The organism is Paenibacillus sp. FSL K6-1096 (genome assembly GCF_037977055.1).
Taxonomy (GTDB): domain Bacteria; phylum Bacillota; class Bacilli; order Paenibacillales; family Paenibacillaceae; genus Paenibacillus_AQ.
Genome location: NZ_CP150274.1, coordinates 1,570,567 through 1,583,416, shown reverse-complemented (window position 1 = coordinate 1,583,416; position 12,850 = coordinate 1,570,567). Strand labels below are relative to the sequence as shown.

The following is a 12,850-nucleotide window of genomic DNA, read 5'->3' as shown; positions in this document are numbered from 1 at the left end:
AGTAAATATAAAAGGCGGTGAAATTATGTCGAATTTAACCACTCTTCCCTTGGGGACGGCAGGACCGGCTGTTCACCTGGCGGAGACGCTTGAGATTGTCGCAGTGCAGTCCCAGGCGTATGTCACGTTCCAGATCCCTGTCGTTTTCCAGGGAGTCACTTCCGGTCCATCCTTACTGCGGGTAGAATTGGAAACAATGCTCTCCGGCAATGTATTGCAGACTCAATTGGTTACACTGTCCCATACCGGAGCGGAGGAGACCGTCAGAACAATACAGGTGACGGTCAACCATCCGGCATATCCGGGAACGTATGCCTACACGATCCGGGCCCGGATAGTCAGCTATATTAATGTCAAGGCCCATCCCTCTATAGGCAGAGCTGTGGCAGGGATTGCTTCTGTGAATACAGGTAGAACTGCGGCAGGACTGACCGGACCAACCGGACCGACAGGAACAACGGGGACCCAGGGTCGGTTGGGCGATGGCGGCGGTTCCGGTAAGAAGGGTATGACGGGGGCGACAGGCTACGGATCGACCGGTCCGACAGGAGAGACAGGTGAACCTGGGCCTCCCGCCATTGTCACTGGCGCAGCAGGCCATGGTCCGACGGGTCCGACCGGGATGACGGGAAACACCGGAATCGGCCCAACGGGTGCCACCGGCATAGCGGTAACAGGCACGACAGGGTACAGTGTGAAGGGATCGCAAGGCCCGCAGGGTCCTGAGGGTCCAGAGGGCGCGCAGGGACCAACAGGAACTGGCGGTAAAGGCCCGGCGGGTCCGGCAGGAGCTACAGGTGCAACTGGAGCTACAGGTGAGCCTGTTCCCCCTCCCTTGTATTATTATTTTGGCGGTATAGATCATATTTCTTTTTATAATACACCAACTGTTACTGTTACCTATCTGGACGCTTTGACGACTAAGGCAGGACAACACGTACAGCTACAGGGATATCTCGGCTTCTCTGATTACAATTTCCCGGGTGATGTAGTCGCACAACTCGCTCTTTATATTTATGTTCGCTACAACAGCGAGGTGATCCGCAGATTTGACTTCCGGACAATTCTCCAACAAGCGGACTCCAATAATTTATTATTCACCCGCACTTTTCCATTCTCGTTCAACCTGATGCATACCCCCGGATCTGGATCGGGAGTCTATGATATTCAGGTGCAGTTCAATCCTGATGTTGATGTACCGAATGCTACTGGTGCTGGGATAATCGTCAGGCAACGCTATTTGGCTGCAGAGGTTGTGGGAAGCGGAACTGTTATTAACACCTGATCAGAGGTATCTCTTCATCCCGGATGGATCAAGTCCACAGGTCCTGGTCTATGACTTGCTGAACAAGCATATGAGCGAACCGCTGGCCCTGAATTCGCATGTTCTCTTCTCGGCGGTGTCTCCCGACAGCAGATACGTCTTCAATAATGAAAGTGTATACTACTATGTTGCTAATATTGAGGATTTTGGTATTTACTCTTATTCTAGGCTAGATAGTATATCTACCGGTTTACTTCAATTAAGCAATGGTGATTCTTATATATTGGTCTGGGTATACCTCGACAAGTCATATAATATCGTTTTGTTAAATAGCACTGGGCAAAAAATCTATAGTGGTGTACCCGATCAATTTTCCATGGTGCTATCCCCAGATGAACAGTGGATATGCATTCAGGGCCCTGACTCTTCGACCAGCTATAAGACCTTACGAACCGTCCCCATGACGGCTTACAAGTTTCAGGGTGGAATCAAATTCACGAGGGACAGCCATTATGTGGTCGTGATTGGAACCAGACATATATACACGGTAAGCGTGAATGACCTTACTGTCCGCACCTTTGACCTTCCGCCTGAAGCTGAGAATCAGCCGCTGTTCTATTCCCTCACCAACGGAGCCTACAAACTGCAAAGTAAATAAAGCGAGGATACCCGCTGCACAAGAAGTGCTTAGATCAATCCTTGTGGTTCCTGAAACCGCGGGGATTGTCTTCAGAAATGATTAGAACTGGGAGGCTGGACGGATGAAGGGAATTATTCTGGCGGGCGGCTCGGGGACGAGACTGCATCCGCTGACGAAGTCGATCTCCAAGCAGATTCTGCCGGTATATGACAAGCCGATGATTTATTATCCTCTGTCTGTCTTAATGCTGGCAGGCATCCGGGATATCCTGATTATCTCCACCGGGAGAGACATCCGGCTGTTCCAGGATCTTCTCGGCAACGGCGGGCAGCTTGGCCTGTCCTTCCAATATGCAGTGCAGGAGCAGCCGCGCGGACTTGCCGAGGCGTTCCTGATCGGAGAAGAATTCATTGGAGCAGATCAGGTGTGCATGATTCTGGGCGACAACATCTTCTATGGACAGAGCTTCAGCTCTATTCTGGAGCGAGCCGTCCGGCAGAAGGAGGGCGCCACGATCTTCGGCTGCCGGGTACAAGATCCTTCTGCTTATGGCGTTGTAGAATTTGACAGCACGGGCAAAGTGGTTGCACTGGAGGAGAAGCCGTTGTATCCCCGCTCCCATTATGCAGTGCCAGGCTTGTATTTCTATGACCAGCTGGTGGTGGAGATTGCAAGACATATTAAGCCTTCTCGGCGCGGTGAAATCGAGATTACGGATGTTAACCAGGAGTATTTAAGCAGAGGCCAACTGAACGTGGAGTTATTCGGCCGGGGAATGGCCTGGCTGGATACCGGGACGCCGGATTCATTGCTGGAGGCTGCCAATCTGGTGGAGACGGTCCAGAAGCGGCAAGGGCTGTACGTGGCGTGCATTGAAGAGATTGCTTTCAATAAAGGGTACATCTCGAGGGAGCAGCTTCTGGAGCTGGCAAGGCCGCTGCGCAAGCTGGCCTACGGGCAATACTTGTCAAGCATAGCAGAGGATAATCCGGCTTGACCAACGGACACATTCCGGACTTGGCGCATATAGTGGTATTCACAGAGCAGAGATACTTGGCGGATGGGGATGAAGCCCATTCTGACGAGGCCATCCACTAAGTCCACACCAAACCTCTATGTATGAATACTACTATAGTAATCATTAAGTATGCTGCTGACCAGGGAATCACGCTGATCATGCAGATTTAGCATGATTCCCGGCGCATACTGGAATGAAATCCAAATCTGTAAGGATGTGACCATGTAATGGCTTTCTTATCAACAGGACCTATTGAGAATAACCCTGTGAATGGAGCAAGACCTACTCAGCAGGTTACTGTCAAAATTGATAACCGCAGCGAGACTTCGGCTTACTCACTCACCATTCAGGGTTATCAATTGACTGGCGGAACGAGAGTAATGTACGTAAGCGAATTGCTCAACGTTGCAGCGAATCAAGTCATTACGAAGAATTACTATGCTGACGTCAATGCTTATGAATTCACATTTATTACCTCACCGGATTCATCGGAGGAAGTTGAGCCGGTGCAGATCTCGTTATGGGGCAAGAATGCATCGGGACAATTGGTAACCGCACACCGGTTAGTATCGGAAGAATTGTTGGGTGCAGACAAAGGTGGCGGTGGTGGCGGAGCAACAGGACCTGCGGGACCTACAGGCCCTGCAGGAGAAAGAGGGCCTGCAGGAGAGAGAGGGCCGGCAGGACCTACAGGAGCGACCGGGCCAGGGGGAGGAGATTCGGGAGCAACAGGAGCCACAGGATCTACAGGACCTACAGGGACTACAGGAGCCCCAGGACCTACAGGGACTACAGGATTCCAAGGACCTCAAGGAACCACAGGTCCCGGAGGAGGAGACCGGGGTGATACTGGGCTTACAGGAGTTACAGGAGTTACAGGAGTTACAGGAGTTACAGGGCTTACGGGAGTTACGGGAGTTACGGGGCTTACAGGAGTTACAGGGCTTACAGGAATGACAGGAGTCACAGGAACGACGGGTCCCATTTTGGCAACTGAAGGCTTCTCTGTATTCTTGCCTACCCTGGTGACTGGAACCACAGCTACATTTACTGGTTGGGAAGAAACAGCGCCTTATTACGGTAATGCGGCATTCGACCAGGCTTTGGGTGAATATACTGTTCCAGAAGCAGGCAGATATTCGGTTGAAGCTACTGTCAACTTTGCCTTTACCGCAGCGATCGTCACAGCATTAGGCCCGGATGTGAATCCGTCTTTAGTGGTACAAAGAACAACACCCGCTCCAGTTACAAATCTGGTTACGGGATTGCTGCCAGTATTGGATGTGAATGTTGGAGGAACGACCCTCAGAGCACCCCTTAGAAGTGGTACAGTCACCTTGGCCGGTGAGGTGGAGCTTGCAGCAGGTGATGTGATCAGTCTGATCTATCAGTCTAATGGTTTGGCGGTTGATGTGGATTTAGGTGCTACAACTTCTGGCGTAGTATGGTCTGTTCACAGATTAACCTGATCCTCGAAGGATCGGCTTCACTTATAAGCAGTTTAAGGCCATCCTTCACGGGATGGCTTCTTTAAGTATATCGGATCATTCTCAGGAGGCGTAAGTGATGGAAGCAGAACAGCAGGGTCTGTTCAGTCTGTGTATGATTGTGAAGAATGAAGAAACTGTCTTAGGACGTTGTCTGGATTCGGTCAGAGACCTGATGGATGAGATTATTATTGTGGATACAGGATCAACAGATAGGACAGTTACAGTGGCAGGCTGGTATACGGAGAAGGTATTTGCGTATCCGTGGGATGAGGATTTCGCAGCCGCCCGCAACTATTCCTACGAGCAGGCGACGATGCCTTATGTCATCTGGATGGATGCGGATGAGCTACTGACCGCGCCGGAAGCTGTGAAGCTGGCCCGGCTGAAGCAGCAGCTTGCACAGGAGCAAGAGGGGGTAGAAGTGATCTGGTTGCGGACCCGCCTATCTCCGCAGTCTTCACAAGCTGCTCCCGCTGCTGTGCCGGTGTATCCGGAGCGCCGTCCCCGTGTTGTTAGGCGCGGGCTTTTCCGCTGGCAGGGACGGGTCCATGAAGAGTTGGTTATTGGAGCAAGCTCCCCTATGAACACGGACATCTGCATTGACCATCGTCCGTCCGCTGTTCATACGGAACGCAATCTGCAGATTCTAAAGCGCTGGATCGCTGAGGAAGGCAAGGCTGAAGGAAGGCTGCTCATCCACTATGCGAATGATTGCTTCGATGCCCGGGATTATCAAGCTGCTGCTGCTTCCTATGAACAGGTAATACGCGAGCCTAGCCGCTGCAAGGAGGAGAGGATTACAAGTTGTCTGCGGTTGTCAGAATGCTACCGGGAGCTAGGTGAAGCGGAGCTCAGGCTGAATAGTCTCTTCCGCTCTTTTGGCTTCGGGTTGCCCCAGGCAGATGTCTGCTGCGCTATAGCCGGATTCTTCGAGGAACGCCGGGAGTGGGAGAGTGCAATCTACTGGTATCTACAGGCAATCGACCGGCAGACTGTACCTCCGGGAGAACGACCGGTCTCCCAGGCCTGTTACACCTGGCTGCCCCATGTCCTGGTCAGCCGCTGCTTCGCCGCCGCCGGAGAATGGCAGCAGGCTTACCGGCATAATGAGCAGGCCTTGGCTTACCTGCCGGGGAATCAGGTCTTGCTGGGCAAAAGAAGCGAATTACAGCAGGTGCTTGAAGAGAAGCGCCAAGGGAAAGAATAATAAAGAAGCAGGCGGCTGGAAGATTACAGTTGCCTGCTTCTTTATATATGAATTCTGGATATGTCAGGATTGCTGTGACAGGGTTAGCGCCGCCTCAAGAATCAGGTCCTCTTGCCCGGCCACAACCTTGCGGCGTCCGAGCTCGACCATAACCGCTTTGGGATCGACATGGTATTCCTTGGCAATCCGTTCCACCGGCTTCACGAAGCCTGAGAACACTCCGGCCATGCCGCTGACAATACTCATGCTGCCGAGCTTGGGAGCCTTGGCGAAGGCAAGCTCCGCTTGTTCGGCTAGCTCAAGCAAGGCATACAGTTCGATTCCCGTATCCCAGCCGGAATGATGCAGTGCCGCCACCAGTGCTTCCAGTTGGGCATTGCCAGCCCCGGCCCCGAATCCGCGTGCTGTACCGTCAAGTATGGTTGCCCCAGCCTCAGCAGCCGCAAGCGAATTGCCGATGGCGAGGCCAAGATTGTTATGCGCATGGAAGCCGACAGGAATATCCAGAATGCTGCGTAAGTATTGAATCTTCGCAGTCACATCCCCCGGAAGATATGCCCCTGCCGAATCCATCAGAATGACCGCCTGGGCACCGTAGCTCTGCATCTTTAGAGCTTCGATGCCCAAGACCTCAGCGGGTGCCATATGTGACATCATAAGAACACCGTAGGCTGTTCGGCCCTGATTGCGCACATATTCGATATGACGTTTCGTCAGGTCAGCCTCCGTACAATGGGAGGCAACACGCACGATATCGACGCCCAGCCCCAGTGCAGCCTGCAAATCCCGGTTAATCGTAGCAAAGCCCGGGATAACATGGATAGACAATAGGGTACGCCGGAGATTGCTTCGGCAAATAGACAGCATCTCTGCATCCGACAGCAGGCTTTCACCAAGCTGAAGAGAGGAGGCGCCGAGACCGTTACCATGTCCCACCTCCAGCACGGCCAGTCCTGCCTTCTCCGCCATCTGTGAATAGAGCTCCAGATTCTCCCGGGTCAACTGGTGCTTCACAGCATGAGAGCCGTCTCTTAATGTAGGATCGCTAATGATAAGTGGATGCATGGTCAACCTCCTTGGCGCACAGCAAGCGAGCGTCTGGCATATTCTTCTGCCAGGGCAATCGCCGCGCAATTGATAATATCCAGATTTCCAGCATGGGTAGGGAGGAAGTCGCCGAGCCCCTGTACCTTGACCATCATGGCGATTCGGCCATTCTCTATGACCGGAGGTACAATGAGCTGATAGCCGGGGACATAATGCTGGATGCGAGTGACCATTTCCTCTACTGACCTGGTAATATTATCCATGTTGGGTTCAGGGACAACGGCGAAGAGTGTGGTCTGCATGTCAATACTGGGAATAGCGGGGTTCAGATTAAGAATAGCTTTGGTCCGTGTGCAGCCGGTATAGCTGCGGAGAGCATCCTCTGTAGATTCAATATATTCATCGAGATTGATTCTTGTGGCAGGCCCTGCGCTCAGGGAGGCAATGCTGGATACGACTTCTATATACGAAACTTCCTGCTGGGATTGGGCAATGGCATAGGCCAGCGGCACAGAAGCCTGCCCGCCGCAGGTAATCATATTTACATTATTACTATGGAGACTCTCCTGTAGGTTCACAGCCGGAATACACGATGTGCCTAGTTGAGAGGGTGTCATATCTATTACGAACTTGCCCAATGCCTTGAGCAAGGGATAATGGCGGATATGGGCAGCAGCGGAGGTAGCATCGATCACAATGTCGCAGCAATCGGGATTGTCCAGAATGGCATCAATACTCCGATAGGATGTTTGCACACCAAGCTCCCTGGCAACCTGGAGTCCTCTAGAATCCGGGTTTCTCCCTGTGAAAAGGGTGCAGGTCAGGTATTCGGAGCGCAGAACTTTGATTAGCAGGTCGGTACCGATATTGCCGCTTCCCAGAATGGCAACCTTCAGTTGATTCGTGCGCATGGCAGTCACTCCAAGCAATTAGATTGGTATTCATCCCTCGGGAGAAAAGGGAACATATCATCATAAGCTGTAGATATCATCGTTCCGTCCTCCAACTGGCGGGAGGACACCCGGGGAATGAGCAGTTGATCGGTTGGAGTCATAATCTCGCAGATCAATGGCCCCGGAAGGCGGAAAAGCTTGTTAAGCTGATCATCCAGTTCGTCAAGCTGCGAGATTCTCAGATAGCCGAAGTCAAACGTCTCGGCCATCCGTTCAAATGGAACGAAGCTTACCCCGGAATCAGGTCCTTCCCCCAGGTAACGTCCACCCATGAAGTTAGACTGAGTATGCCGGATCAGCAGATAGCCGCCATTATTGAACAGAATGAACTTCACAGGCAACTGATGATGACGAATGGTCTGCAGCTCCTGTAAGTTCATCTGAAATGAACCGTCGCCTGTAATGCAGAAGACCTCTCTACAGCCTGCGGCTACCGATGCGCCTATGGCTCCAGGTGTGTAACCCATTGTGGATAGCCCGCCAGTAATAATGTGCCGTTGCCCGGATTTGACCTTGAAGGCCTGGGCATGGACATGGAAGCAGGAGCCGGTGTCCACAACGAACAAGCCATCCTCCGGTGCAAGCTCCGAGAACCGGGTCATGAACCGGTATGAATTAATGCCGCTGCTGTCATTGTCATATTCAGGCAAGTCAACAGGATAACGCTGCTTCCAGTATTGTGTCTGCCGGACCCACCCGGTATAGGAGGCTTCTCCATTCCATAACGCAGTGAGCCTTCTGAAGAAATCGCGGGCATCTCCCTGCACCGGGATGTCTGGAACGACCGAGGGCTTATTCAATTCTCTGGCATCAATATCAACATGGATCTTGAACGCATTCTTGGCAAAATCGGCAAAATCATAACCAACCAGTCCGATGCCCAGCCGGCAGCCCACGGTCAGCAGAAGATCACAATTCTGCACGGTGAAATTCGCCGGGCGGTCACCGTACGTGCCGGGACGGCCGACGAACAGGGGATGCTCATGGTCTATCAGGTCCATTCCCAGCCGGGAGGTCAGCACAGGAATCCCGGTTGCTTGGGCGAATTGATGCATCGCTTCTACCGCATCTCCATGCCGGACGCCAGCACCTGCCAGCAGGCAGGGCCGCTTACTGCGCTTCAGCGCAGCGAGTACCTGGTCCAGCTCAGCATCTGTGATCTCAGGCACCATGGCGGGTGGTTCTATGAATCCCGGGAAGTCATTCGGGTCAAAGGCTGCGCCTTGGAGATCCACCGGCACTTCCAGATAGACCGGACCTACCCGGCCGTTCTTGGCCAGATAGATACATTTCTCCACTTCATAACGGACTTGCGAGATGTCCTCAAGTCTGACTGCATATTTGGTAATCTGGCGGAAAATATCCAGAGAATCGAAGCCTTGCAGGGCAAATTGGCGTGGTCCTTTCACCTGGGCAAGTGCAACCTTAGAGTTCCCCCCGACAACAACCATCGGAGAAGAATCGACATAAGCTCCTGTTACACCTGTAATGGTATTTAGCGCTCCGGGCCCTGCGGTAACATAGGCGACGCCAAGCTTACCGGTCATCCTGCCGTAGGCTTCAGCCGCCATGGCGGCAGCTTGCTCATGATGGCAGCAGACATATTCCTGTTTGCCATGCTGGTACAGCGCGTCGGTCAGATGCATAATCATGCCACCGGTGACCAGAAACACGGTCTCTCCGCCTTCATCATATAAAGAGTGCGTGATATAATCCGCTACTCTCATTCTCATTCATGTCTCCTCCTTCCTGAAACATAGCTATCCCCAACCTGCCTGCTTCACTTGATAAGCTTATTTATATGCGGATTTTTCAGGAATAGGTCCATAAGATTCACTTCATCCTGAATATTTACCGGACTTGCCGGTCCGACATATTGTATAAATTGGCCTGTCTGCGAATATCTTGGTTATTGAATGAACATAAACTGAATCGGAAAGGGGGATCTGAACGGGATGAAAATAAAAATTGCCATCCTGGGAGCCACAGGTCATATCGCCAAAAATCTGATTGTCGGTCTTGCAGCGGCGCAGGAGTATGAGTTGTATTTATTCTCACGGTCCAGAGACAGGATGGCGCTTTTCCTGGCGGAGAACCAGCTTCAGGAGCATATCTGGCTCTGTGAATACAATGAATTTGCCCATGCGGCGGATTATGATGTGATGATTAACGGAGTGGGGATTGGCGACCCGCATGATCTGATGGAGTATCCGTTTCAGGTCTTTCAGGTTACAGAGCGATACGACAATTTGATCCTGGACTACTTCCACAAGAATCCGGCTGCTGTATACATCAATCTGAGCAGCGGGGCGGTGTACGGGTCTGAATTTGATCAGCCTGCCACAGACGGGAAGTGGCTCAAGCTTGATCCCAATCATCTGTCCACTCAGGAATTTTACGGGATTACCAAGCTGAATATGGAGGCTAAACACAGAAGTCTGAGCCAGCACCGTATTGTGGACTTACGGATCTTCGGCTTTTTTAGCGCGTTCATTGATTTGGACTCCCGTTATTTGCTGACGGATATTATTCATCACCTGAAGAAGGGAGAGATTCTGCGCACTTCAGCGGACAACATCATCCGAGATTATGTGCATCCCTGGGATTTCGTTCAGCTGATCAAGCTGTGTATGCAGGAAGATGTCGGGAATAAAGCCTATGATGTGTATTCGCTGAAGCCTGCGACGAAGTTTGAGATTCTGGACTACTTCGCAGATTACCATGGTCTGAAGTATGAAATACAGGATAACTCCTCCTATAACTCTATTACAGGCTCCAAAAATAACTACTATTCCCTTAACGACCGGGCTTCCCTTATAGGCTACCAACCACACTACACCTCGTTGCAGAGCATACAAACCGGCTATGACCATCTGTCCCGAATTTAAATTCATGAATCCCCGCCCTCAGGGAATCATAACCCTGAGAGACCTCTCTAATTCTGACAAGATAAGGACGGAGTTCATGAAGCAGACTTCTGGATCGAAGGGCAAAGACAAGAAACTGAAGTGGTGGCAGCTCAGCCTGCTCGGCATTGCGGGGACGATCGGTACCGGGTATTTCCTCGGCTCGGGTCTGGCTATCTCGATTGGCGGGCCAGCGGTGCTGCTGGTGTATCTGCTCGCGGCGGCGGGAACGTATGCGGTCTTTGATGCTCTGGCCCGGATGACGGCGGCGCAGCCGGAGCAAGGCTCCTTCCGCTCTTATGCCAAGCAGGCCTTCGGGGACTGGGCGGGCTTCGGCAGCGGCTGGCTGTACTGGTTCTCGGAGCTGCTCATCATGGGCAGCCAGCTTACTGCGCTGGCGATCTTCTCGCGGTTCTGGTTCCCAGGCGTACCGTTGTGGATATTTGCAGCGGGGTATGCGGTGGTCGCGCTGGGGATTGTATTCTTCGGCAACAAGGGCTTCGACCGGGTGGAGAACGTGCTGGCCGTCATCAAGGTGGCGGCTATTCTTATGTTCCTGGTGATTGCGGTCATGCTGCTGGCAGGCTGGATTGGCGGCGGCAAGTTCACCCCGAAGGTGCCAATGAGCTACAAGGCGTTGTTCCCGTCAGGGGGCATCGGGTTATGGTCCGCCTTCATCTTCGCGTTCTATGCCTATGGCGGGATTGAGGTGCTGGGGATTATGTCTTACCGGCTGCAGAAGCCGGAGGAAGCGCCGAAGGCGGGGAAGGTGATGCTGCTAGGGCTGGGAACGGTATACATCTTGTCCATTGGACTGGCGGTGATTATGGTTCCGCTTAGCGCTTTTAACCCGAAGGAGAGTCCGTTTGTGCTGGCCCTGCGCAGCGATCATCTGGCCTTCGTGCCCCATATGTTCAACGGCGTGCTGATCATTGCCGGGTTCTCCACGATGACGGCGTCGCTGTATGCGATTACCTCGATGATGATTACGCTGGCCCAGGAGGGGGATGCGCCCAAGGTGTTCTCCAGGAAGTGGAAGGACAAGTATCCGCTGCTGGCGTTGTGCCTGATTGCGGGCGGTCTGACGAGTACGGTAATTATGGCCCTGCTTCTGCCGGGAAAAGTCTATGAATACGTCACCACCGCCGCCGGGCTGATGATTCTCTATAACTGGGCGTTCATCCTGCTCTCCTCGGGCAAGCTGCTAAAGGGGAGCCTGCTGAGCGGCGTGAAGCGGTGGAGCGGACTGGTGCTGATTCTGGCTGCAGTTACCGGCACCCTGTTCCATAAGCTTAGCCGCCCGGGCTTCTACATCAGCCTCTTGATTATAGCCCTGATTGCGCTGAGTGACTGGATACTCCAGCGTTACCGCAGGAAGCACGGGCAGGAGGCAGCAGACAAGGAGCAGAGCGCGGAAGCGCATACAGGAAGCTTCCATTCCTTGCAGGGAGGGCCGGGCTTCCGGATTAAGGGCATCCGGCTGCGGAAGAACAAAATCTAATGGAAGAAGAGCAGCCGGGCGGCCTGAATCCCGAAATAGAAGCCGAAGCCGACCAGCGACAGGCCGGACAGGACGGAGATGGCCTTCAGCACCCGCGAAGTCAGGAATTTGCGGAACATGCTGGAGGCTGCTGCCATGGTCACATCCCAGAGCAGGATGCCGAGGACAATGGCTCCGCTGTAGATCAGGAGCTGCTGCATCGGGTATTCGTTGACTGCTCTGGCTAAAATCGAGCCGTAGATGCCCAGCCAGAACAGGATGGACAAGGGGTTGAACAGCGACATCAGGAAGCCCGATACGAAGGATTTGGACAGGGAGACCCCGTTGCCCCTCGTTTCTGCTGCCGTGATTTTCCCAGAGTGCATGATGCTCTCGATGCCGGTATAGACCAGCACGAAGAAGCCGAACAGCCACAGGAAGGCCTTGACGAACGGGGCATCCAGCAGATGAATCATCCCCAGATAGACCAGCAGCATGTAGATGATATCGGCGCTGATCGCCCCGAGGCCCACTGCCCAGGCCGGCATGAACCCTCCGCGCAGCCCATTGTCCAATTGGGCAGCATTAATCGGGCCTATGGGTGCAGACAGGGATAACCCCAGCACCATATAACCTATGAAAATGTTAATGATGTCCTCCTCCTTTATTCTATATAGAAAGCTTATTCCGCAGGAGGGAAGAATAGGACAACCAGACCTGAAGAAGGCCCGCGAAGAATCGCGGGCTTTTTGTTAAATATGTTTTGGGGTCCCCGCAAAGTACCTGAGTCATCATCGAAGCCAAAGCCTCACTTTGTGGGGGGATGCGGCTGCATCATGATGCAA

Annotated in this window: 12 protein-coding genes; 8 read left to right on the top strand and 4 right to left on the bottom strand. The window is 52.9% G+C overall.

Annotated elements, in window-relative coordinates; genetic code table 11:
* The first annotated feature begins 25 nt into the window (after positions 1–25).
* From MHI24_RS07040 to MHI24_RS07015, 6 genes are all read left to right on the top strand, one after another.
* Positions 26–1,285, top strand: a complete 1,260-nt coding sequence (locus MHI24_RS07040) for a hypothetical protein (protein ID WP_340024879.1) — start codon at positions 26–28, stop codon at positions 1,283–1,285.
* A 70-nt stretch (positions 1,286–1,355) separates the two neighbouring features.
* A complete protein-coding gene (locus MHI24_RS07035) occupies positions 1,356–1,922 on the top strand; it encodes a hypothetical protein (RefSeq protein ID WP_340024877.1) in 567 nt (188 codons plus the stop codon).
* Between the two features lie 103 nt (positions 1,923–2,025).
* Positions 2,026–2,901 (top strand): glucose-1-phosphate thymidylyltransferase RfbA, encoded by an 876-nt coding sequence (gene rfbA, locus MHI24_RS07030; protein WP_340024876.1) that lies wholly within the window; start codon positions 2,026–2,028, stop codon positions 2,899–2,901.
* A 606-nt stretch (positions 2,902–3,507) separates the two neighbouring features.
* A complete protein-coding gene (locus tag MHI24_RS07025) occupies positions 3,508–3,879 on the top strand; it encodes a hypothetical protein (protein ID WP_340024875.1) in 372 nt (123 codons plus the stop codon).
* Positions 3,876–4,391, top strand: a complete 516-nt coding sequence (locus MHI24_RS07020; protein WP_340024874.1) for a hypothetical protein — start codon at positions 3,876–3,878, stop codon at positions 4,389–4,391. Before MHI24_RS07025 ends, MHI24_RS07020 begins: the two co-directional genes overlap by 4 nt.
* Before the next feature lie 97 nt (positions 4,392–4,488).
* Positions 4,489–5,619, top strand: a complete 1,131-nt coding sequence (locus tag MHI24_RS07015) for a glycosyltransferase family 2 protein (protein ID WP_340024872.1) — start codon at positions 4,489–4,491, stop codon at positions 5,617–5,619.
* Between the two features lie 63 nt (positions 5,620–5,682).
* On the opposite strand, the gene dmpG is transcribed toward MHI24_RS07015, so the two are convergent.
* Genes dmpG through MHI24_RS07000 form a run of 3 tightly spaced genes read right to left on the bottom strand, consistent with a single transcriptional unit; the run spans position 5,683 to position 9,352 of the window.
* Positions 5,683–6,684 carry a 4-hydroxy-2-oxovalerate aldolase gene (gene dmpG, locus MHI24_RS07010; protein WP_340024871.1) on the bottom strand — a complete coding sequence of 334 codons (1,002 nt, stop codon included), beginning with the start codon at positions 6,682–6,684 and terminating at the stop codon, positions 5,683–5,685.
* 2 nt (positions 6,685–6,686) lie between these two features.
* A complete protein-coding gene (locus tag MHI24_RS07005) occupies positions 6,687–7,577 on the bottom strand; it encodes an acetaldehyde dehydrogenase (acetylating) (protein ID WP_340024870.1) in 891 nt (296 codons plus the stop codon).
* A gap of 5 nt (positions 7,578–7,582) precedes the next feature.
* Entirely contained in the window at positions 7,583–9,352 is a 1,770-nt protein-coding gene (locus MHI24_RS07000) for a thiamine pyrophosphate-binding protein (RefSeq protein ID WP_340024869.1), read from the bottom strand.
* Positions 9,353–9,574: 222 nt separating this feature from the next.
* Between MHI24_RS07000 and MHI24_RS06995 the strand changes: the two genes are divergently transcribed.
* Complete coding sequence (locus MHI24_RS06995) at positions 9,575–10,507, top strand: NAD(P)-dependent oxidoreductase (RefSeq protein WP_340024868.1); 933 nt, start codon at positions 9,575–9,577, stop codon at positions 10,505–10,507.
* Positions 10,508–10,583: 76 nt separating this feature from the next.
* Positions 10,584–12,026: an amino acid permease gene (locus MHI24_RS06990; protein ID WP_340024867.1), complete on the top strand. Its 1,443-nt coding sequence runs from the start codon at positions 10,584–10,586 to the stop codon at positions 12,024–12,026.
* Here MHI24_RS06990 and MHI24_RS06985 read toward each other — a convergent pair.
* On the bottom strand, positions 12,023–12,655 hold the full coding sequence (locus tag MHI24_RS06985) for a LysE family transporter (RefSeq protein WP_340026625.1): 633 nt from the start codon (positions 12,653–12,655) through the stop codon (positions 12,023–12,025). The two genes, MHI24_RS06990 and MHI24_RS06985, sit on opposite strands and share 4 nt — an antisense overlap.
* Positions 12,656–12,850: the final 195 nt, after the last annotated feature.